Annotated in this window: 20 protein-coding genes and 1 pseudogene; 14 read left to right on the top strand and 7 right to left on the bottom strand. The window is 31.1% G+C overall.

From position 1 onward, the window contains the following. Positions 1–89: 89 nt before the first annotated feature. Positions 90–1,022 carry a LysR family transcriptional regulator gene (locus P8V03_RS15185; RefSeq protein ID WP_318798814.1) on the bottom strand — a complete coding sequence of 311 codons (933 nt, stop codon included), beginning with the start codon at positions 1,020–1,022 and terminating at the stop codon, positions 90–92. A gap of 255 nt (positions 1,023–1,277) precedes the next feature. Between P8V03_RS15185 and P8V03_RS15180 the strand changes: the two genes are divergently transcribed. The 5 genes from P8V03_RS15180 (at position 1,278) to P8V03_RS15160 (ending at position 6,009) form a co-directional block, all read left to right on the top strand. Then, entirely contained in the window at positions 1,278–3,014 is a 1,737-nt protein-coding gene (locus tag P8V03_RS15180; RefSeq protein ID WP_318798813.1) for a DUF4153 domain-containing protein, read from the top strand. A 274-nt stretch (positions 3,015–3,288) separates the two neighbouring features. After that, positions 3,289–3,486 carry a cold shock domain-containing protein gene (locus P8V03_RS15175; RefSeq protein WP_261672598.1) on the top strand — a complete coding sequence of 66 codons (198 nt, stop codon included), beginning with the start codon at positions 3,289–3,291 and terminating at the stop codon, positions 3,484–3,486. Positions 3,487–3,575: 89 nt separating this feature from the next. Then, positions 3,576–4,835: a DEAD/DEAH box helicase gene (locus P8V03_RS15170; RefSeq protein ID WP_318798834.1), complete on the top strand. Its 1,260-nt coding sequence runs from the start codon at positions 3,576–3,578 to the stop codon at positions 4,833–4,835. A gap of 363 nt (positions 4,836–5,198) precedes the next feature. Further along, positions 5,199–5,813: a nucleotidyltransferase family protein gene (locus tag P8V03_RS15165; protein WP_318798812.1), complete on the top strand. Its 615-nt coding sequence runs from the start codon at positions 5,199–5,201 to the stop codon at positions 5,811–5,813. Further along, complete coding sequence (locus P8V03_RS15160; RefSeq protein WP_318798811.1) at positions 5,785–6,009, top strand: DUF6718 family protein; 225 nt, start codon at positions 5,785–5,787, stop codon at positions 6,007–6,009. The genes P8V03_RS15165 and P8V03_RS15160 overlap by 29 nt, the downstream gene beginning before the upstream one ends. Before the next feature lie 449 nt (positions 6,010–6,458). On the opposite strand, the gene P8V03_RS15155 is transcribed toward P8V03_RS15160, so the two are convergent. After that, positions 6,459–6,653: a YwbE family protein gene (locus P8V03_RS15155; RefSeq protein WP_261672599.1), complete on the bottom strand. Its 195-nt coding sequence runs from the start codon at positions 6,651–6,653 to the stop codon at positions 6,459–6,461. A gap of 249 nt (positions 6,654–6,902) precedes the next feature. On the opposite strand from P8V03_RS15155, the gene P8V03_RS15150 reads away from it, so the two are divergent. The 3 genes from P8V03_RS15150 to P8V03_RS15140 all read left to right on the top strand — a co-directional run bounded on the left by P8V03_RS15150 (position 6,903) and on the right by P8V03_RS15140 (position 11,341). After that, positions 6,903–10,085, top strand: coding sequence for a DEAD/DEAH box helicase (locus P8V03_RS15150; protein WP_318798810.1), 3,183 nt, complete (start codon positions 6,903–6,905; stop codon positions 10,083–10,085). Positions 10,086–10,386: 301 nt separating this feature from the next. Beyond that, complete coding sequence (locus P8V03_RS15145; RefSeq protein ID WP_318798809.1) at positions 10,387–10,764, top strand: nucleotidyltransferase family protein; 378 nt, start codon at positions 10,387–10,389, stop codon at positions 10,762–10,764. Positions 10,765–11,107: 343 nt separating this feature from the next. Continuing rightward, on the top strand, positions 11,108–11,341 hold the full coding sequence (locus P8V03_RS15140; protein ID WP_318798808.1) for a hypothetical protein: 234 nt from the start codon (positions 11,108–11,110) through the stop codon (positions 11,339–11,341). 168 nt (positions 11,342–11,509) lie between these two features. Here P8V03_RS15140 and P8V03_RS15135 read toward each other — a convergent pair whose 3' ends face one another. The 5 genes and pseudogenes from P8V03_RS15135 to P8V03_RS15115 all read right to left on the bottom strand — a co-directional run bounded on the left by P8V03_RS15135 (position 11,510) and on the right by P8V03_RS15115 (position 15,448). Beyond that, entirely contained in the window at positions 11,510–12,109 is a 600-nt protein-coding gene (locus P8V03_RS15135) for a LysM peptidoglycan-binding domain-containing protein (RefSeq protein ID WP_318798807.1), read from the bottom strand. Between the two features lie 377 nt (positions 12,110–12,486). After that, on the bottom strand, positions 12,487–13,551 hold the full coding sequence (rsmH, locus tag P8V03_RS15130; protein WP_318798806.1) for a 16S rRNA (cytosine(1402)-N(4))-methyltransferase RsmH: 1,065 nt from the start codon (positions 13,549–13,551) through the stop codon (positions 12,487–12,489). 327 nt (positions 13,552–13,878) lie between these two features. After that, positions 13,879–14,517, bottom strand: a complete 639-nt coding sequence (locus tag P8V03_RS15125) for a pentapeptide repeat-containing protein (RefSeq protein WP_318798833.1) — start codon at positions 14,515–14,517, stop codon at positions 13,879–13,881. After that, a pseudogene (locus P8V03_RS15120) lies at positions 14,504–14,641 on the bottom strand (DEAD/DEAH box helicase); the annotation flags it as partial. The pseudogene P8V03_RS15120 and the gene P8V03_RS15125, both read right to left, overlap by 14 nt. A 264-nt stretch (positions 14,642–14,905) precedes the next feature. Continuing rightward, positions 14,906–15,448, bottom strand: coding sequence for a tyrosine-type recombinase/integrase (locus P8V03_RS15115; RefSeq protein ID WP_318798805.1), 543 nt, complete (start codon positions 15,446–15,448; stop codon positions 14,906–14,908). Positions 15,449–15,745: 297 nt separating this feature from the next. Here P8V03_RS15115 and P8V03_RS15110 point away from each other — a divergent pair, with 297 nt between their 5' ends. From P8V03_RS15110 to P8V03_RS15085, 6 genes are all read left to right on the top strand, one after another. Beyond that, positions 15,746–15,943, top strand: a complete 198-nt coding sequence (locus P8V03_RS15110; protein WP_318798804.1) for a cold-shock protein — start codon at positions 15,746–15,748, stop codon at positions 15,941–15,943. Positions 15,944–16,527: 584 nt separating this feature from the next. Further along, positions 16,528–16,938 (top strand): hypothetical protein, encoded by a 411-nt coding sequence (locus P8V03_RS15105; protein WP_318798803.1) that lies wholly within the window; start codon positions 16,528–16,530, stop codon positions 16,936–16,938. Between the two features lie 31 nt (positions 16,939–16,969). After that, positions 16,970–17,977, top strand: coding sequence for a type II TA system antitoxin MqsA family protein (locus P8V03_RS15100; RefSeq protein WP_318798802.1), 1,008 nt, complete (start codon positions 16,970–16,972; stop codon positions 17,975–17,977). 799 nt (positions 17,978–18,776) lie between these two features. Continuing rightward, positions 18,777–19,124, top strand: a complete 348-nt coding sequence (locus tag P8V03_RS15095) for a hypothetical protein (RefSeq protein ID WP_318798801.1) — start codon at positions 18,777–18,779, stop codon at positions 19,122–19,124. A gap of 36 nt (positions 19,125–19,160) precedes the next feature. Next, positions 19,161–20,924: a UvrD-helicase domain-containing protein gene (locus P8V03_RS15090; RefSeq protein ID WP_318798800.1), complete on the top strand. Its 1,764-nt coding sequence runs from the start codon at positions 19,161–19,163 to the stop codon at positions 20,922–20,924. A 75-nt stretch (positions 20,925–20,999) separates the two neighbouring features. Beyond that, entirely contained in the window at positions 21,000–21,413 is a 414-nt protein-coding gene (locus P8V03_RS15085) for a hypothetical protein (protein WP_318798799.1), read from the top strand. Positions 21,414–21,875: the final 462 nt, after the last annotated feature.

The raw sequence follows: 21,875 nt of genomic DNA, 5'->3' as shown, positions 1-21,875 counted from the left end.
TAATTAGTGGGACAGCCTCTTTTTGTACAAAAAATAAATCTACCACTGGGAACAGTGGAAGACTTAAGAGATGAGTTAATTAATAATAATCAATACTCCAATATATAATTTATGAAAGTTTTTAAAATAGAACTAAGTTGCTTGTCCCTTTTCAGTATAAACCCAATCTCCCATTTGAAGGATTGGTCACTAAAGGGAATAAAGCAGATGTTTTTTTGATTTATTTCATTGACAACATGCTCTACACATATAAATATGCCTTTGTTAAGATAAACTAAATTATTTAATAAATCAACCTCAGAGGATTCAAAAATTATCTTTGGAATAAAACCTGCTTCCCTACATTTACTAACTACAAGGTGGCGGAGTTCAAAGTTCTTATCAAATACAATAAAATTTTCATTTGCTAAATCTTTGAAGTCGATTTCTTTTTTTCGAGACAATGGATTTTTAGTGTGGACAATGAGGTATAGCTTCTCTGACTTAATAGGAATAAAATCTATATCTGCTAAATTAGATGGCAGTACACTACAGCCTATACTAAAAACTCCTCTCTTCACATGACTCTCGCATATAAGATCTGCATATTCATGCTTCTTAACCTTAATGTCAGCGTATGTATCACAAAAGTCAATGAGAATATTAGGGGATAAGGATCGCAATACTCCGGGAGCAACGCATAAAGATATGGTACCTCTCTGGAGATTGAATTTATCTTTAACTTCACTTGTTATTGATTCTAATTCCTCTAATAAATGTTTCGCTTTTTCAAGTAAAAAGTTTCCGGCATCGGTAAGCTCGATTCCCCTTGGAGTTCTATGAAACAACTGTATTCCAAGTTCATCCTCCAAATTTTTGATCGTCTTGCTAAGAGCTTGTTGTGTTATAAAGAGGCTTTGTGATGCCAGTGTGAAGCTTTTGTCCTCAGAAACTTGTACAAAATATTTTAACTGTTTCATATCCATAAATTCCATCAACCCTTTTACACTAAAATAGTAAGTCTTGAGTATAACTCTTATCATTATTTCAATACTCCATAGAGTAAAAAAATCATTATCACCTAAATTATAACAGATTTGTTTGGTAATTTATTATACCATAAAAATTACAAGCAGAATGCAAGTTTTGAGAGAAGTATCTATGTGAAAAGCTATAATAACTGATGTTTTAGCAAATAGTATGAAATAGGATGAATTTTAATTTCACAAAAATAAATAACTTATGTTATATTTAGAGTTAAGAATATATTAGCAATTATATAATTGAGGGGGGATTAAATGAAACTTGTAAAGTATATGAGGAGCATTTTCGCTGGGATTTACGGAAGTCTTAAAAGGTTTCCAATAACTATATTGTTTTCAGCTTCTGTAGCCGCTGTGCTTATAGTAATATCGGAAACTACTTCGCGAGAGAATACTTTAGGAAGAGTAGCTATGATTCTTGGACTGGGGATTCCTATTTCACTATGTATAAAGCTTCTATTTGAGAAAAGAGATGAAAAAAATATCTACAAGCTTGCAGCAGGTTATATAAGTGGTTCTTTATTCCTGATTTTATATTACTTTTTATTCTTAAAGAACATGACCATGGTTCCTGCTACAAGGTATATTGCGGTAAGTCTTGTACTATATCTAGCTTTTCTTTTTATACCATACTTTATAAAGAGAGAACAATTTGAACTTTACGTTATAGTTGTGTTTACAGGGTTTTTTATTACTATAATTTATTCGATTGTATTACAGGGTGGACTTTCTGCAATTTTGTTTACAATAGATAAACTTCTTGGAATAAAAGTTTTAGGTAAAGTTTATTATTATACATGGCTGCTGGTAGTTTTTTTATTTGCAGTATCCTATTTTCTTTCAGGAATACCACCTAAAAACCGAGAATTAAATCTAAAATCCTATCCGAAGCTGTTAAGAATACTACTTTTATACATTGTAATGCCACTTTTGACTGTATATACAATAATACTTTATATATATTTCGGAAAGATAATAGTAACAATGCAGTGGCCAGTAGGTATAGTTTCACACCTAGTTTTATGGTATTCAGTTATTGTTACTATAGTACTATTCTTTATTACACCTATAAAAGATGAAAATATATGGCAAAATAAGTTTTTTAAATTTTTTCCTAAAGTAATCTTACCGCTTATAATAATGATGTTTATTTCTATCGGTATAAGAATAAATGCCTATGGAGTAACAGAGAAAAGATATTTTGTTGTTATTTTAGGTTTGTGGGTATTTTGTATAATGCTGTATTTCTCTTTTGCTAAAAAGTTGAGGAATATAGTAATTCCTATTACTCTTTCTATTGTTACTTTGATTTCTGTATTTGGTCCTGTTAGTAGTTACTCTATTTCAAAGATGAGCCAGAATAATAGGTTTGAAAAAATTCTTGTAAAAGATAATATGATTAAGGATGGAAAGATACAAAGCTCTCTTGATATATCTCAAGAAGATAAAGCTCAGATAAGCAGTATACTTGATTATTTTAACAGGAATCACAGCTTAAAAGATGTTAAATATCTTCCGGAAAACTTTAAATTAGAAGACATGAAAAAGGTATTTGGATTTGAATATGTTGTTCCAAACTACCTAGGTCCTGAAGGATTCTTTAATTTTATGAGAGATCCATCGGAAAGGGTTGTAGATATAAAAGGATATGATTATCTATTTGACATGAGGACTCTTAATGGAGAGGGTACTGTATCAAATGCTCCTTTAACTGCAAATTATAATTATGAAACTGCCGTTGTAAAAATAAATTATCATGGAACTGAAGTATATACTAAAGATTTAAACTCTTTTGCAAGGAACCTTTTCCATAAACAAAGTGCAGCTTTAAATAAAAACTTTATATCACCAGAGGACATGACATTTGTAGAAGAAAACGATAAAGTAAGTGTTAAATTTATTCTCTTAAACGTAGCAGGTAGTAAAAATCCATCAAGTGGAGAGTTGAATACTAATGGAATTGAATTCTATATTCTTGTAAAAATCAAGTAGCATGGCATTTCTTCAGAGATTTCACATTTAAATTCCAGCAAAAACAAAATTTTTTGCTGGAATTTAGATGGAAAGTTTCTGTATATTAATTAAAGTAGTTTGCTTTATATAATAAAAGATGATATACTTAGTAAGTAACTTAAATAAATAGTATTAATTTAAACACGAATATATTTCAATGAGTACTTATAAAATAGTATAATGATATCGAAATTTTATTAGTGAATTATTACAAAGAATTTAAGAATAATAAGGTTTCGGAGGTACACATTATATGAATGGTACAGTTAAATGGTTTAACGCAGAAAAAGGATTTGGATTTATTACAGGAGAAGATGGAGTTGATGTTTTTGCACATTTTTCTCAAATAAATTCAGATGGTTTTAAATCACTTGAAGAAGGTCAAAAAGTTTCTTATGACGTAGTTAAGGGACCAAAAGGACCTCAAGCAGAAAATATTACAGTTATTTAATTAATGAATATTTTACCCCTTAAATAGATAACTATTTAAGGGGTTTTTAGTTGTTAAAAATTAAAAACACCAATTTAAAAGGAGAACAAATGTTATTTGAAAATTTAAACTTAATTAAGCCTATTCAGAGGGCTTTAAAAGCTGAAGGATACACAAAACCTACACCTATACAACAGAAATCTATTTTACCAATTCTAGAAGGTAAGGATTTTCTTGGATGTGCGCAGACAGGTACTGGAAAAACAGCAGCTTTTGCTATTCCAGTATTGCAAAATCTTTTTAATGATAAAATAACCTCTGAGAAAGGAAAGCGATATATTAGGGCATTAATATTAGCTCCTACTAGAGAATTAGCTATTCAAATTGAAGAAAACTTCACAGCCTATGGAAAATATATGGATCTTAAAAATACAGTTATTTTTGGCGGTGTATCACAAAGTTCTCAGGTAAGGGCGCTAAAGTCTGGAGTGGATATTTTAATTGCAACGCCAGGTAGACTACTTGATTTAGTACAACAAAAATACATTGATCTACACCATATAAAATATCTTGTCCTTGATGAAGCAGATCGTATGCTTGATATGGGGATGGTCCATGATGTTAAACGAATAATAGCAGAGGTGCCGAAGGTTAGGCAAACTATGCTGTTTTCTGCAACCATGCCAAGAGAAATTACTAAGTTAGTAGACTCTATTCTTATAGATCCAGTAAGGGTAGAAGTAACACCAGTTTCATCCACTATTGATACTATTCAGCAAGGAGTGTACTTTGTACAGAAGAAAAATAAGAAGTCTCTGCTTATTGATTTGTTAAAAGATAAATCTATTGTCTCTGCTTTAGTATTTTCACGAACAAAACATGGGGCAAATATGATTACTAGATATCTTGACAAGGCGGGAATAAATGCACAGGCTATTCATGGAAATAAGTCTCAGTCTGCAAGACAACTTGCCTTAAATAATTTTAAGGAAGGGAAAACAAGGGTATTAGTAGCAACAGATATAGCTGCAAGAGGGATTGACGTAGAGGGATTATCCTATGTAATTAACTATGACTTACCTAACATACCAGAAACCTATGTTCACAGGATTGGACGTACTGGAAGGGCAGGGCTTAAAGGAATTGCAGTTTCCTTTTGTGATGAGGAAGAAAAGGAATACCTTAGCGATATTCAAAAGCTTATAAGAAAAGTCATACCAGTAATTGAAGATCATAAATATCCAGTAGAAATTACAGAACCAGTAGTAAATAGGATTAAACCTAAAAACGATTCTAACAAAAAGAGTAATTCTAACAGTTATTCTAACAGGCGTAAAAGTGCAGTTAAAAGTAATGGTTTTAAAAAATAAAGAAGCTTTGAAGCATTAGATAGTATTATACTTCTCGGTAAATATTAGTAAGGGTACAGTAATAAAATTTACTGTACCTTTTTTTGTACATTATTCTATTATAGACTGCACTCTACCAATACTGCCATCTTGCAATCTTACTTCTGGTTTACAATGGAATATAAAAGTTACTGAAAAGGATTCCTTTGATATAATTAAAAAATTTGAAGCCACCTTTGAAAGCTACTGGATAAAATGTACACCTCCCAAATTTCGAAGTGGGGTGGTGTACACAATTTAGCGATAACATTTAAAATAGTTTTGATATTAATAGCAAATAGAATTATAATAATAGTAATCACCATAAAGAGAGAGGGTGTTAACTTGAAGTTTAGTCTTTATGGTATAAGTGAAGAATTACTTGATAAGCTAAGTTTTGAAAGTAAGCTTGGTAAAAGTTTAAAGAATACTCTAAGAAAATTCGAAAAAAATGATTTAATTAATGAAATACTTGACTTAAAAGAATTTTATGAAAGTACTGATTTACTAAAGGGTGTTAATTTTCCTTATAGGGTAAAATCCATACAATCATGTTTATTAAAATATGAAAAGTACTATCCTCATATAGAAGTTAATAAATGCTTTAATGATATACTTGGAATTAGAATTATATTAAATGATTATAGTGAAGCTTTAGAACAAGATTTAAGTATATTTAAGGTTGCGAATATGATAAATGGAAAAGCTAATGATGATGGATATCGAGGACTCCATTTATATTATCAGAAGACGAATAAATATTATCCTATAGAGATTCAAATAAATACTAAGCATGATAGGACTATGAACGATTGGCTTCATGTACATTTGTATAAGTATGAAAAAAACAGTACTATAGGTGAATTGTTAAGAAGAAAATATGACAGTGGAGAAATTAAAAATGAATCTGGTTTTAGGGAGGTATTAAAAAATGTGTTATCTAGTAGCGAAGAAATTTGATAAAGAGGGTAGTTTGGTATTAGAATTAGAGCAAGGTCAAAGATTGGCATCATTATCGAAATATTTAACATTAACAACACTTGAAAAAGGTGTACAGATAGTAACGCTTAATGATTTGGAAAGTTTTAAAGAATATTTCCCGTATACAGTTATTGATGATGAAGTTGAATATATTTCAAGAGTAGTAAAAATGTAGATTGGATACTATTAAACGGAGCCATTTGTTTTAAAAAATGCACAGATAGTCTTACTTAAAGAAAGCCGACTAATTATATAATGATACTAAACTATTTTATCAATACGTGGCACTAAATATAATTTTCTTACCTTATGAATTCTTGCTGAAAAACTCACGGATAGTTACTAAACTTTGTACCAAGTCAAAGGAAGAATACAGGTTATGGCAGGAACTTAAGAGAGTTAACTCTGATGTTTACACAAAGGTAAGTAAAAAGATTAATGTCATAGTAGAATTGATGGTTTTAGTATTGGTGGTATTAATATATGTAAATGATGAAGTTATAGTAGTTGAAAGATAATGAATTAAAAAGCAAATAGAAACTTCCAGTTTCTGTTACCATTTAGGAGGTCATAGAAATAGCTGGAAGTTTCTGTTTGCTTATTATATATACATAGAAATCTGCATTATTCTATTATAGACTGCACTCTACCAATACTGCCATCTTGCAATCTTACTTTAATTCCTCTAGGGTGAAATTTAGAATTTGTTAGTATATCTTTTACAATACCCCTTGTTAGCTTACCTGTAGGTTGATCTTTCTTAAGTACTATGTCAACAACTCTTCCAGTATAAATATTTTCTCTATTTTGTCCGTTCATATTTTTTATCTCCTTAATGTTGTATATTTTATTACTCGTAGATTATAGCATTATTTTTAGCTTAAGTGAAATTTATTAAACTATGAATAAAATAAGGGTCGCAAAGGAAAATTTTAAGGATGACCTATAAAATGTAGAGGGAAAGGTAAGGAAAATTGTCATTTTTACATGCTATTACCAAGATATGATAAAATAGTAATGTATTATGATATTATAAAAAAGCTGGAATAGGCAGGGGGCATATTAGCAATGATAAAAGAAGGAATTTACGAGCAGCTTATATACGAAGATCTTAAAAATAAATTGAAGGAATTAGATTTAGATAGGTATCTTATGCAAAAAGAGGCCATAGATGTAGAAGAAGCTAAAACCATATTGACAAGTTACATATCCTCAGTGGTTAAAAAGTGTCTAAGGTTTATAAGGGAAAATAACAAACAAAATGATAAGGAAGCCCTGCTTTCACAAATAAAGGCCTGCAATGAGCTTATTAAAAGCTTAAGTAAGATGGCAGATGAAAAAAATATTGAAGGTCTAAAGATTGATGAAGAAGGGGAAATGCTTACAGCCTTATATTCAAAAATAAACAATATCAAAGCTGTAAAAGAAACAAAGTCAGTAAGACCTGTAACCCCACTTTCCCAAAGTTCACTTTTCACTGGCTCAAAGCAGGAGCCTAATATGATGAGCGAGTTGAAGAAGGAAATACTATGCTGTGATTCTATTGATATGTTAGTGTCCTTTATTAAATGGAGCGGTTTAAGATGTATAATTGAGGAGCTTAGAGAGTTTACAGAACAGGAAAATCATAAACTTAGAATTATTACGACTTCCTACATGGGAGCCACTGATTATAAAGCTATAGAAGAACTTAGTAAACTGAATAATACAGAAATAAGGGTATCCTATGATACTGATAGAACAAGGCTTCACGCAAAGGCTTATCTTTTCAAGAGAGAAACAGGCTTTACTACAGCCTATATAGGCTCTTCTAATTTATCTAGTGCAGCTCTTACTTCTGGTTTAGAATGGAATATAAAAGTTACTGAAAAGGATTCCTTTGATATAATTAAAAAATTTGAAGCCACCTTTGAAAGCTACTGGAATGACGATGAGTTTACTATATTTAATGGAAGCCTAGAAGAAGATAAAAAAAGACTTAGAACTTCTCTTAAGAAGGAAGGCAAGGTTGATGATATTACTGACACTATATTTAGCTTAGATATACATCCCTACTACTATCAGAAGGAAATATTAGAAAAATTAAAAGCTGAAAGAATATTATTTGGTAGAAATAAAAATCTTATAGTAGCTGCTACAGGAGTTGGAAAAACAGTTATTGCAGCTTTTGACTATAAAGACTTTACAAAAGAGAATAAAAAAGATAAAAACAGACTTTTGTTTATAGCTCATAGAGAAGAAATATTGAAACAGGCTAGAGATACCTTCAGAGCCATACTAAAGGATAACAACTTTGGAGACCTATACGTAGGTGGTAACATACCTGAGTCCATAGATCATTTATTTATGAGCATTCAAAGTTTTAATTCCTCAAAGCTTTATGAAAAGACTACTGCTGATTTTTATGACTTTATTATTGTAGATGAGTTTCACCATGCTGAAGCACCATCCTATGGAAAACTTCTAGATTATTATAAACCAAAGATATTACTAGGGTTAACTGCTACTCCAGAAAGAATGGATGGTAAAAATATTCTAGAACGGTTTGATGATAGAATAGCAGCGGAAATGAGGTTGCCAGAAGCCATAGATAAAAAGCTCTTAAGTCCTTTTCAATATTTTGCAATATCAGATAGCATAGATTTGTCAAAATTAAAATGGACTAGAGGAGGCTATGACAAACAGGAACTTGAGAAGGTATATACAAGCAATGACCTTAGAGTAAATGGAATAATAAGCAGTTTATATAAATATGTTACGGATATGGATGAAGTTATTGGACTTGGTTTCTGTGTAGGTGTAGAACATGCTAAATATATGGCAGATAAATTTACTAACAGCGGCATACCTTCAATTGCAGTACTTGGAGAAAGTAATAGTGAGGAAAGAAACAATGCTAAAAGAAGACTTATAAATGGTGAAGTAAAATTCATATTTACAGTAGATTTATATAATGAAGGTGTAGATATACCAGAAATAAATACTGTATTGTTTTTGAGACCAACGGAAAGTTTAACAGTGTTCCTACAACAATTAGGAAGAGGCCTTAGACTATGTGAAGGGAAAGAATGTCTTACAGTCCTTGACTTTGTAGGTCAGGCTCATAGGAATTATGATTTTGAGCAAAAATTCAAAGCACTTATTGGAAAGTCAAAGCATTCAGTGGAGTATAACATAAATAATGGATTTTTAAATTTGCCTAAAGGCTGTTACATACATCTAGAAAAGCAGGCTAAGGAATATATATTAAGAAATATTAAAGCTGCAAAGCTAACAAAAGCCAGTATTATAAGTAAATTAAGATATTTTAAAGAAGATACAGGTAAAAAGTTAACCCTGGGTAATTTTTTAGAACATTATAACTATACCCTTATTGATGTTTACGGCAAAAATGGGGACAGAAGCTTTACTAGAATGAAGGTTGAAGCAGGTTTAATAGGGGATTATACAAATAAGGATGAAGAAGTTCTTACAAAGAGAATTAAAAACCTGTTTCATATTAATTCAAGAAAGCTTATAGAATTTTCAGTGAAGACGTTGACATCAAAATCTAAACTAGAAAGCAGCAATTTAAATGAAGAAGAAAAGCTTATGCTGGGTATGTTATATTACAGTTTTTATTTAGATGCACCAGAAAAACTAGGTTTTAAGTCTTTCGCAGATGCTTTAGATAAGCTTTATATTCATAATAAGGAAATGATAGAAGAAGCTCTAGAAATCCTTCAATATAACTATTTACATATTGACTTTGTAGATAAAAATGTTGACCTAGGATTACCTAGTCCACTAGACTTACACTGTACTTACTCTATAGATCAAATTATGGCTGCTCTAAGCTACTTTAATGAAAATAAAAAACCATCCTTTAGGGAAGGTGTAAAGTATTTTAAAGAAATGAAGCTAGATGCCTTTTTCATAACCTTAAATAAATCAGAAAAGGATTATTCACCTTCTACTCTCTATGAGGACTATGCTATAAATGAAAAGCTATTTCATTGGCAAAGTCAAAGCAGGACTTCTGTAGAAAGTGAAACTGGTCAGAGGTATATTAACCACTTGAAGACAGGCAATAAGGTAATCTTGTTTGTAAGGGAGAATAAGAAGAGGGACGGGTTAACAGCACCTTATACTTATCTTGGAGAGGCTGAGTATGTAAGTCACAGCGGTAATACACCTATTAGCTTTGTGTGGAGGCTGAAAGAAGAGATGCCAGCAGGAATGATGGGAGCGGCTAATAAGGGAGTGGTTTAGGAGAAGGATATGAAAAAAGGCAACAAGAAAAATATATATACAAAATGTTCGTAAGAAGTGGATATAAGGTTGAAGTTTATATAGTAATCACCCTGAGAGTATCTGTATTTCAAGTATGCATTATTATGAAATTTATTTACATCATATTACAAAATATTGTTAAAAATAATGACTTCGGATATAATTAAAATAGTTAAGAAGAATGAAGCAATGGAAGATATTTAAATATTCTAGATTATGAGGGATAAGGGTTTTGAGCAGCTTGCTATGGTAATTAGAAAAAAGGAAGCGAGGCTATTATATGGATCTAAGAAGCATAATAACAAATATTGCTGATAAATATAACTTACAGTCTATTGGTATATTTGGAAGTCGTTCTAGAGGAGATTATAGAGAGGATTCGGACTATGATATTTTTGTAATTGGAGACTTGGCTTTAGATGAAGAATTAAAATTAGAATCAGAATTAGAGGAATTACTTAATTATACCGTTGATGTAGTAAAAATAAGCGAGAACACTGACAAACTATTACTGAAAAACATTGTTAATGATGCAGAGGTTATTTATAACAAAAATAATTCTTACGAAAACTTATATAAATTTGTTGAGAGATTTTTTATAGAAAATAGTGATTTTATACAGATAAGGGAGGCTGACTTACTTGATCAACGGAGATAGGATATTAAAATTAATTAGTGATTTAAAAGAATGGGAAGAGGCATCGAAAGAGTTGTTGAAATAAAATACTTAGACACAACCAAGTATAAAAACTTAGTTATTCTTGGAGGAGTAGGGTCTGTAAGTCAGTTGTTATAAGATATATTAAGAGGACAGGAGTGAAAATATATGTTTGATACATTAAAATATAACGAATGGCTCGTAATGGGAGATAAAGATTTAAAGGGAGCAAAGATTCTCTATGAATATGATGGAGATAGATAACACTTGCCCATAGATAACAGATAGATTATACTATAACTTAGAAATCATCCCAATTAAATAATAGATTTGAGGTACTCCTATGACAAATGATGAAATATACCAACGTATAATGGTTATGCCTAGTGTTAAAAGTGCAATTGCTTATATTAAGGAATGCAATATATCTAAAGCTGACTTAAGTAAACTATGTAAGAGATATAATATATCTATAGAAATCAAAGTTACTAAAGAAAAAATGATTGATATATTTGTTAACTCTACACTAGGTGTGAAACTAAGAAAGAAAGCAGTTTATAAATATAATAGAAAATAAAGAAGCCCAGTCACTTTGCCCCTTCGCAAAGGTACCTGGTTCCACCGGCAAAATGTCATAATTTCAGAAGTTGTCCTAAAGAAAACATAGATATATAAACAATGTTTATGAAAAATTATCAAAAAGCCAATGCTTAGTTTTTTTAAGTATTGGCTTTAAATTCAAGATTTATATCCCAAAAACCGGTACTTTGATTTTGACACCTATTCCTCTAGAAATTGTACCTTGTAATACTGTGATACCAAAGGCCCCGGTAACTGAATTGGAGGGCCGTATTACTGCAATTGAGTTTGGCATGACTGATGCAACAGTAGGAAGATCAATTCTAGTTGACCAAACTGGTGGATCTTGAGGATTTGCAAATAGCTGATTACCAAAGCCTCCAATGCCCGGTATAAATATTTCACCAGTATAAATGTCAAAATTACCGAAATTTGAAGGCTGTGGCAATGTTGCCATAAAGCTCACTGCCTGACCTCCTCTGGGAGCAAAATTTACACTAACTATTCCATTTGCACCAAAGGGTATAGAGGTACGAGGAGATAAAATAGTACAGCAGGGATAAGATATAAAGCCAGGGACACAAAGGACATCACCTGGGAATAATACATTTGGATTTGGGATATGTGGGTTATTTGCCGCAAGTGTTTCTATTCTTACCCTGAAAATTTGAGCAATGATATAGAAAGTATCCCCAGGAAGAACGGTATAATGGCCTAGAAAAGCTGGGGGACAGTTCTGTGGAACTCTTGGTTGTTGCCTTAGCATGAATGCTACCTCCATTATATTGATTTCCTATTAAAAAAAGCTGAACCTTAGATAGCTTAACTAATAAAACCTTTAGAATATAATATGATATAGATTTTTATTAGGTGCCTAGTAAGCATAGTAGTGGTGGCAATTCCTAGAACAGTCAAAATTTGTGTATTGATAACAATTGGAGTACTTCTTGGTATGATAGATTTTAGAAAAAGAGCACTTTAGATTAGTGAAATATCTAAAAAAGTGCTCTTTATATTAATTATTATTAACATTTTAGGGGAGGAAAAATGAGTTAAAAATACTTCTATTTGATTTAGACGATACATTGTTAGATTTCAATGCTATTTGAAAACAGAACCTTATTTAGTGAGGTTAACTACACCTTACGATTTGATTGCCCAACGTAATTTAGCAGAACGTGCACGACTATTGACATGACATTCTTCTGCTGATGGACGAATAGGCTCAGGTGCTATTTCACTATAAACTCCTTCACGAAAAAAATGTTGAAAAGATTTTTTAACGCGGCGATCTTCTCCTGAGTGAAATGTAAGAATGGCAACACGGCCGCCAGTCGCTAAGACACTAGGGAGTTTTTCTAAAAACTCATCTAGCACTTCAAACTCATGATTGACATTAATTCTGAGAGCTTGAAAGGTTCGCTGACAGGATTTTTTAATATCACTATCTTTGATTTTTGGAACATATTTCAGAGCCTCTTTGATGATATTTTTAAGTTGTGTTGTTGTGGTTATATCCATTCCTTTTTTTATGGTAGAAAGAATGGCGCGAGCGATTACTGCGGCATGAGGTTCGTCAGCATTTTCAAGGAGCATATCCTCTATTTCAAATAGTGTCATTTCTTTTAAAAGATCTGCTGCAGAGATACCCATATTCGGATTAAGTCTTAAGTCTAGGGGACCCTCAGCCTTAAATGTAAACCCTCTTTCAGGATTGTCTATTTGCATAGAAGAAACACCTAAATCTGCTAATACAAAATTAAAGAACTCTGATTTTGGAGTAACCTCATCTATTTTAGAAAAGTTCATTTGCTTGATCTCTAAAATATCGGAGCCATAGCCCAAACGTTCTAGACGCTCTTTGGTGCGTGGTAATTCAATAGGATCTACGTCAAGTGCGTACAAGCGTCCTTTTAAATCTAAACATTTAAGCATCTCTAAAGTATGGCCGCCATAACCTAGTGTTGCATCTAAACCGGTTTGGCCTGGTTTAATTTGTAAAATTTCTAATATTTCTTTGACGCAAATTGAAATATGCATACCAGCAGGAGTGTTGCCCTTCTGAATAATCTTTGCTACATCATCAGCATATTTTTCTGGCTGTAATTCTTTGTATTTTTCTTTAAAATTCTTAGGGTGAGTGCCCTTATATCGAGGACGCCTCTGATGTTTAGGCTCTTTCTCATCCAATGTGTTATCTGCGCTCATTTTCTTACCTCATTTTCATCATATATTTTTGTGATTTTGTTATAAATTATATGATAACAGATGCAATTTGTTAAAGCAATACCAACAGTGTAGCCTCTAATTTTGAGGTTAAATGTTTATTTAATGTTCAAAAGTATTTTCTTTGTTTAAAGCAGTAAAAAGCTTAAAAATACTTGTCTTTTGAAACTGCTTTTTTCGAGGTATGCTCAATATAGTATTAGGTTTATAGCTTTAACCATTGATAGTACTTGGTTAAAGCTATTTTTAATTATAAAAGGTAGTGGTACAAGCAATGCTGTTTTTGCAGAGTATAGTTATTAAGATTTCTTACATATTCTTCAAAAATTTTATTATATAACTTAAAGTGTAGAATTCCCTATCAAGTTTTGTAACAATTAACTTTAGTCCTGTAATTATTGTTTCTTCATTAAAGTTTTCTAGTAGAAGCATAATATTTAACGTATTTAGACCACCATCTTTTGTATCAAAAACTCGTGCTTTCGCTACATACTTGTTTTCCATAGCAGTCAAAATAGCAGATCTTAATTCTTCACTGATTTCCAATTTAGGCATTTCTTCAAAAATTTTGATGCCTGTAGTATTTACATCTAGTTTTTTAGCTTTACTTATATCAGTAGATAAAAATATTGTATTTATAAACTTGGCATCCTTGAAGTTAGCATTTTCTAGTTTCGCTGAGTCAAAAATGGCATTTTCGAACACCGCATTTTTAAAGTCACTATCCCTTAAATTTGTTCCAACAAATTCTGCATATTTAAAGCTGCACTTGAAGAAATTAGTGGATTTAAAATGTGCTCCTCTAAAGCTTACGAAATCAAAAATCGAGCCTGAAAAGTCGCAGTTATAACAGTTGCTTCTCTCTAGGTTTTTGTACATAAAATTTTTATCTTTTTTCTCTATATTATTGTAGTTAAAATTTCCTATAACACTTCTATTTGTAGCCATGGTTCTCTTCACCTAAGTCCCTTCGTGGTATTTTAAATTTAATAGCTTTTTCTATTTCTTCAAGTCTAAGGCTGTCTTTTGGATCAATAAATAGGCAGGTGCAACCTTCCTCTCCGGCTCTTTCATTCTTTATAAGACTGATACTTTCTGCCTGAACCGGTGTTGGCTCTGTGATACCATTGTTTTTTAATATTTTTACTATATCTTCGCTGATTCCTAATTGGGTAAAATTCATTATATTCTACCTCCCTTGTTATAGGGTTCCATTTCTATAGTTAAATTAATACATGTGGAAGAAGGTTTTGTAATTAAGAGTATATAGTGTGAGGAGAAAACAAAAATGAGGACATACATAATAAAAGTTTATGTATGTCCTCACTTTTATTTATTATTGAAAAAAATCCTCAATGGTGGTGGCTTCAATATCAGCAATACCTATATATCTAAGAGTCATATCAGAGGTAGAGTGACTAAATAAGTTCTGCAACAAGGCGACATCGTTATGCTTTTTATAATGGTGATATCCAAAGGTTTTTCTGAGTGTATGGGTGCAGATATCATCTAGGCCAAGTTTGCGGCTTGTTTCACTCAGACACTTATGGGCTTGCTTGTTTGTTATAGAACTCTTTCCACCTTTTTTACTTGGAAAAAGTAGCTCTCCTGCAGACATTCCAAATATAAACTTTTGAATTTCTTTCTGAATTTCGGGAGATAGGGCATATTTCAAGGACTTTCCAGTTCTACCTTCCTTTATTTCAATTTGAGACTTGTTTTTCACATCCCAAACTGTAAGATTTATTATATCTGTAATCTTTAAGCCTGTATTTATTGCTATATCAAATAGCAAATAATTTTCATATCCGACCTTAAGTAATTCCGATTTTAGCGTATTAATTAAGTTAATATCCTTTATTGGCTGAATAAGTTTCATATTGTTTCTCCCTCTCAATGGAAGCTCAATTAGAACCTTCTAGCTGCCATACCTTTTAATCATACACTATTCATAAGGATTATACAAATAATTAATATAAATGAGCTAATTAAAAAAGATAACTTGTTTTATTTAACAAACCATGTTATTCTTAGTAAGAACTTAAATTGATGGTTAACAATTCAACAAAATATATTTCAGTTAGTACTTTACACGTATAGTATGATGATATCGAAATTTTATTAGTGAATTAGTACAATGAGTTTAAGAATAATAAAATTTCGGAGGTACAGTTAAATGACTGGTACAGTAAAATGGTTTAATTCAGAAAAAGGCTTTGGATTTATTACAGGAGAAGATGGAAAAGATGTTTTTGCACATTTTTCTCAAATAAAATCAGAAGGCTATAAGTCACTTGAAGAAGGTCAAAAGGTTTCTTTTGATGTTGCTAAAGGACCAAAAGGACCTCAAGCAGAAAATATTACAGCTATCTAAATTAACAGAATTTAATTAGTGTATATTTCATCCCTCGAATAGATATTCTATTTGAGGGGTTTTTGCGTGCGCCCAGCATAGGCCCAATGTAATAGGTGAAAAATAAGCTCAGTCGCTTTGCTCCTTCGCAAAGGTACCTGGTTCCACCTGGAAAATGCCATAATTTCAGAAGTTGTCCTAAAGAAAATATAGATATATAAACAATGTTTATGAAAAAGTATCAAAAAGCCAATGCTTAATTTTTTTAAGCATTGGCTTTAAATTCAAGATTTATATCCAAAAAGTCGGTACTTTGATTTTGACACCTATTCCTCGGTAGCTGAATGTCCTCATAGATGTCTTAATCGCCTCTAATGCCGTAGGAGATTAAGAAGAGTGCACTAGAAAAACGAAATATTCATTACACTGAAGAACTGACAGAGACAAATGCTGATAACATACAAGAAAAGATATTTAATAGATTTTTAGTGCAATGATACTGAATACTTACAAATATTTTTAATAAAATGCACTAATTAGTGCATAAATTTTGACAAGATGCATATAATATAGTACAATAAGAACAAAAGATAGGAGTTGATGCAATGTCAGGACATTATAATCAGGACTATACAAAAGAAGAAGTTGAAGTAATCCTACAAAAAATCAAAGATTGCGTCAACGATAACTGCTACATAATTTCACAAAATGAGAACAGAAAAGAAAATATTCAGCTTATTAATGAGTACAGGTTAAGCACTAAGAAGCAAAAGGATATTTTACTAGGTATTGAAGTTATAGATTTTTGTCATTCCCTAAGCAATACAAATAATGGCTTTGAACATGAAATCCTTTATGTTTTCTGTCCTCAAAGAACTTTGTTTAATGCCTTTGGGGAAGAGGAGTTTGTTGACATTTATACTAAATTCAATATTATAGAGTATGGTGATAAGAAAAGAGTGATTACGATTTCGTTTCATAAAAGGAAGAGGCCAATCAGCTACCTATTTAGGTGATGGATCGGGATTTTAAAAGGAGGATTGCACAATGAATAGGAAAGAAACTTTCTGTGAGCATTGCAAAAAAGATGTGTTGTATACTGAAAAATACCAATCTATAAGTGCAGAATTAAAGGGTGAAGCTTATAACTATAACGGAAAAGTAGCTATTTGTGATGAGTGCAATAACGAGGTATTCGTCAATGAAATCAATGATTATAATCTAGAGCAGCTTTACAATGAATTTAGAAAACAGCATAATATTATTTCTTTAGAAAAGATAATAGAAATACCTGAAAAATATAATATTGGAAAAAGACCGTTGTCGCTTTTATTAGGCTGGGGAGAGCAGACATTTAGTCGTTACTATGACGGAGATATGCCAACTAAGCAGTATTCGGAAATTTTACAAAAGATTTATGATGAACCAGATTTTTTTCTCTCAATTTTAGAAAGCAATAAGGATAGGCTGAAATCACAATCAGCTTATGAAAAGAGCAAACTGTCCACACAGATGCTTATAGGGACAAAAATGACTTCGGATACTGCAAAGGTAGATGTGGTTGTTAGTTACCTTATAAGAAAATGTGAAGATATTACACCGCTAGCATTGCAGAAGCTTTTATACTATGTTCAGGGATTTTATTATGCTTTTGTTAATCAATTTATCTTTGAAGAAAATTGTGAAGCATGGGTTCATGGACCAGTATATAGGGATATATACTTCAAATACAAGGAGTATAGATTCGACCCGATAAATGTTCTTGAGGCTGCAGATGATCAGAATTTAACCGTTTCTGAAAAAGCCATTATTGATAGCGTAATCAAACATCTTAGCTGTTACAGCGGAAAAGTATTAGAGGCATTTACTCATGCAGAGACACCTTGGCTAGCTACTCGTGGTGATTTACCGGCCTCAGTATCTACTAATAGAAAAATTGAAAAGAAATTAATTGCTGACTACTTTACAGCAGTTAAAGAGAAGAACAATATGATAAATCCTTCTGATATTGGAGTTTATAGTAAAAAGATGTTTGAACAAACCTTTATCATGTAGTAATAAAAATTAAAAAGCAATTTAATATGTTTGATTTATAATCTGTCACAATATTATTAAAGCTTAGTCACTTTGCTCCTTCGCAAAGGTACCTGATTCCACCCGCAAAATGTCATAATTTCAGAAGTTATCCTAAAGAAAATATAGATATATAAACAATGTTTATGAAAAAGTATCAAAAAGCCAATGCTTAATTTTTTTAAGCATTGGCTTTAAATTTAAGATTTATATCCCAAAAGTCGGTACTTTGAATTTGACACCTATTCCTCGGTAGCTGAATGTCCTCATAGATGTCTTAATCGCCTCTAATGTCGCAGGAGATTCAGAAGAGTGCACTAGAAAAACGAAATATTCATTACACTGAAGAACTGACAGAGATAAATGCTGATAACATACAAGAAAAGATATTTAATAGATTTTCAGTGATTAAGGATAAGTAGTTGACAATTAAGTTTAGCAGGTAGACAACTTACAACAGTTTTACATAAGTCGGGTGGTACCGCGTACCTTAGTGGGAGTGAAGCAAGCACTTGCTTCTCCTGATTTTAAAACTACAGTAGCAGAAACACTGCCGTTTTGCATTACTTAGTAATTGGTTACTGAGTATATTACATTTAGATAAGTTAATACAAGTGAAAAACTTCTAAGAATAGTTGAACAATAAAAAAGTGGTTTAGTTGCTTACTAGACCACTTTTTTCTGCTACATAAAGACTTTTTATTTTTAAGAAAATTAGTAGCAAATTTTATAGTCTGTGCATACTCTGCTAGTAGATAGCAAGTTAGTAGGAGAGTATTATATGGGAAAGTCGAAGTTTGAAACAAAACGTCTTACTGTAACTTTAGATGACTATGTTATAGAAGCAGCACAAAAAAAGGCACAAATTATGTTTAAAGGAAATTTGGACTATTATATTAATTGGCTTATATGCAACAATAATAAACAGGAAATTAAGAAAAAAATAAGGGGAATACAGAAAGCGGAAGAAAGGAAAAAACCTACAGCTATTCAAAACACAGAGAAAACAGCTATGTACAATAATACCTGTGTTTTTTGCAAACAGACTATATATCAAGGGGATGAAATTTGCAAAGCAGAGGGGTATGAGAATTATATTCATAAGAAATGCTGTAGAAAAGGAAATTAGTTTCATAGGATATTAATTATGTAAAGGAGATTTTGAATGGCACTAAACATTATTCCACATGATGACTTTCAGTTAACAGATGGGGAGAAGAGAATGCTGAACAAAATCAAAAGAATATATGAAACAACAGAAAGGGAATGTTACCTATATGTACAGCCTAGAATAAGAAATCTTAATCCTGATTATATATTAGTTGATTCACTTAAAGGGGTTTGTATTATAGAAATTAAGGATTGGTCAATAGAATATTTAGAAAGGGTAACTAGAAGAGAAGCCTTTGCTAGAGATGGAAACAAATATGACAATCCAATTTTTAAGGCAAATAAATATTACAATTTAGTTAAAGGAGTTTTTCTAAGCGAGGACAATTTACTAAATGATATGGGAGAATTAAAGTTTAAGCTTTACTCAAAAGTAGTATTTACAAACTTAAGTTCTTTCGATATAGAAAGTAACAATTTTTTAGATATACTTTACCAGCCACCTAGTGAATATATAACCTCTGACAGCATACAAAGTTTAAAAATAGATGAGTTATTTAATATAGAAACATGTAATCTAGAGAACTCTGATCTACAAGTTATTAGATCTCTTTTGTTTCCAGAGGTGAAGGTAAGCGAAAAATTAAATGAGGATAATGGGCTTAGAATAATTAAAGCCTTAGATGCAAAACAAGAAAAGTTTGCTAAGAAGATTCCTTACGGTCACTATATGATTACAGGGGTTCCAGGAAGCGGTAAAACAGTTATACTGATAACAAGAGCTTTATATCTTGCTGAAAGGAATCCTGATTGGAAAATTAGAATTGTCACATATAATAAAGCACTATCACAAAAGATAGAGTTAAGATTAAAACAGCTGGAAGAAGAATGTACTTTTATGAATATACATCTTGAAAACATATCAGTTGCAACATTTCATAAAACAGCCCTAGATATAGCTAATATTAGAGTTCCTAAAAATCCGTCTAAAGAGTGGTGGGATACTACCTTACCATCAATAGCTTTAGAAAGGGCAGTTCCAACCTTTGATGCAATACTTATCGATGAGTACCAAGATTTTTATGAAGATTGGTTAAAAGTATGTATAAAGATATGTAAAAATTATAGTTACAAAAATTCAAAAAATGAACAAGTTGAGGGGATAAACCTATTTTTAGCGGGAGATAGACTTCAAAGTATTTATAATCCGAAAGAAACTAGTTGGAAAAGCTTAGGTATAGATATGAGAGGTCGTAGCGAGCTTTTGAAGAAAACTTATAGAACAGGTAAAAATCATATAAATTTAGCTCTAGACTTTCTAATGTTAGAACCATCACTAAAGAAAGAGGTAGAAAATTTTTATGAAGGTAGAACAGATATAGATAATGAAAGTAATGTTAACAATGAAGTTAAATGTCTTGAAGGAAATCTTAACTCAATAAATATGTTAATAAGAGATTTACTAAGCAAATGTGGATATAAGCCAAATAATATAATAATTTTATGTAAAACACATAAAGCCTGTGAAGAATTGTATTCACATCTTGATAGTAGTATAAAAAATATAACACAAATAACTAAGGAACCAGATGATAAGCATATATTAATAACTACTTACCATTCTGCAAAGGGGTTAGAAGCTCCAGTATGTATTTTAACAGATGCATCAAGGTTTAAAGAAAAACTAGTAAAAGATGATGATACGAGGGAGAGAAAGCTTTTATATGTCGGTATGACAAGAGCATCAGAAAGATTATATATACATGCTAAGAGTTTTAGTATTGACAGCTTTGCTAAGCAATTACAAAGACTGATTTAGGACATAAAACATCTAAATAGCATAGTTAGTAAAGTTTTAATAATTATTAGGAGTGAATATTTTGGGGTAGTCGCATTGTTATTTGAAAAATTAGCTAATGATAAAACTGTTAAAGTCATTGAGGATCAGCTAAGGAAACATTTAACTAACACCTATTTTAAGGAAATACAAGTACCTAACATTATTGAAGCTAAACCTTTAAAAAAGGAAAGAGAAAAACTTGTAAAAAAAATCTATAATTCCTTTTGGAAAACCATTTGTAAAGAGCTTAAGTATGTTTATCATGAAAAACATAAAGATATACAAATAAAATCTAAGGATGTAGATGATATTATTTGTTTGGCAGCCACTTTCTATTTAGAAGATGGGCTACTTAACGAATTAAGAGACTTTAAGATGAAAAATGATAAAGTAAGATTGGTTAAAATATATAAAGAGAATGGAAGTTACAAAGAAGAATTTCAGAAGTACCTTAAAAATATATTATGACCATACGAACTAAAGCGGTTATACTAGATTTGAGATTAATGTTTTACGAAAATTTTCATCGATAGAGTAAATAAGTTACATTTTAAAAAAGCATTTGTAAAATACAAGTGCTTTTTTAGTACTGCTCTTCTATTTTTAAGACTATATACAAGTGATATTAAATATGAACTCAAAAAGCAAAAGTTTTTATTAGCAAAATTTTTGTACTCATTAGTACCCCGTGGAACGTAAACAAATTGTTAACAATTTGTATTGGTAATTGCTTTTATTAAATGATGGAAGATTTCTTGCTTGAATTTTGTATATACACTATGTATAAAATACAATCGTGTACCTCAGTGGAAGCGAAATGAACATTTACTATTGGTAATAGAAAAACCTGCTGAGTGGTGACTGCTCATTTTTAGGTAATAAATTTACATGTTTCCTTATACTGTGGTAAAATCAAATTATAACAAGTAT

The sequence above is a fragment of the Clostridium tanneri genome (assembly GCF_033659955.1).
GTDB lineage: Bacteria > Bacillota > Clostridia > Clostridiales > Clostridiaceae > Clostridium_AM > Clostridium_AM tanneri.
This window is presented reverse-complemented; position numbering and strand designations above follow the sequence as displayed.

Excerpts from the sequence above, each read along its gene's own strand:
- P8V03_RS15185 (WP_318798814.1), bottom strand. The coding sequence starts at position 1,022 with ATGATAAGAGTTATACTCAAGACTTACTATTTTAGTGTAAAAGGGTTG.
- P8V03_RS15180 (WP_318798813.1), top strand. The coding sequence starts at position 1,278 with ATGAAACTTGTAAAGTATATGAGGAGCATTTTCGCTGGGATTTACGGA.
- P8V03_RS15175 (WP_261672598.1), top strand. The coding sequence starts at position 3,289 with ATGAATGGTACAGTTAAATGGTTTAACGCAGAAAAAGGATTTGGATTT.
- P8V03_RS15170 (WP_318798834.1), top strand. The coding sequence starts at position 3,576 with ATGTTATTTGAAAATTTAAACTTAATTAAGCCTATTCAGAGGGCTTTA.
- P8V03_RS15160 (WP_318798811.1), top strand. The coding sequence starts at position 5,785 with ATGTGTTATCTAGTAGCGAAGAAATTTGATAAAGAGGGTAGTTTGGTA.
- P8V03_RS15155 (WP_261672599.1), bottom strand. The coding sequence starts at position 6,653 with ATGAACGGACAAAATAGAGAAAATATTTATACTGGAAGAGTTGTTGAC.
- P8V03_RS15150 (WP_318798810.1), top strand. The coding sequence starts at position 6,903 with ATGATAAAAGAAGGAATTTACGAGCAGCTTATATACGAAGATCTTAAA.
- P8V03_RS15145 (WP_318798809.1), top strand. The coding sequence starts at position 10,387 with ATGGATCTAAGAAGCATAATAACAAATATTGCTGATAAATATAACTTA.
- P8V03_RS15140 (WP_318798808.1), top strand. The coding sequence starts at position 11,108 with ATGACAAATGATGAAATATACCAACGTATAATGGTTATGCCTAGTGTT.
- P8V03_RS15135 (WP_318798807.1), bottom strand. The coding sequence starts at position 12,109 with ATGCTAAGGCAACAACCAAGAGTTCCACAGAACTGTCCCCCAGCTTTT.
- rsmH (WP_318798806.1), bottom strand. The coding sequence starts at position 13,551 with ATGAGCGCAGATAACACATTGGATGAGAAAGAGCCTAAACATCAGAGG.
- P8V03_RS15125 (WP_318798833.1), bottom strand. The coding sequence starts at position 14,517 with ATGGCTACAAATAGAAGTGTTATAGGAAATTTTAACTACAATAATATA.
- P8V03_RS15115 (WP_318798805.1), bottom strand. The coding sequence starts at position 15,448 with ATGAAACTTATTCAGCCAATAAAGGATATTAACTTAATTAATACGCTA.
- P8V03_RS15110 (WP_318798804.1), top strand. The coding sequence starts at position 15,746 with ATGACTGGTACAGTAAAATGGTTTAATTCAGAAAAAGGCTTTGGATTT.
- P8V03_RS15105 (WP_318798803.1), top strand. The coding sequence starts at position 16,528 with ATGTCAGGACATTATAATCAGGACTATACAAAAGAAGAAGTTGAAGTA.
- P8V03_RS15100 (WP_318798802.1), top strand. The coding sequence starts at position 16,970 with ATGAATAGGAAAGAAACTTTCTGTGAGCATTGCAAAAAAGATGTGTTG.
- P8V03_RS15095 (WP_318798801.1), top strand. The coding sequence starts at position 18,777 with ATGGGAAAGTCGAAGTTTGAAACAAAACGTCTTACTGTAACTTTAGAT.
- P8V03_RS15090 (WP_318798800.1), top strand. The coding sequence starts at position 19,161 with ATGGCACTAAACATTATTCCACATGATGACTTTCAGTTAACAGATGGG.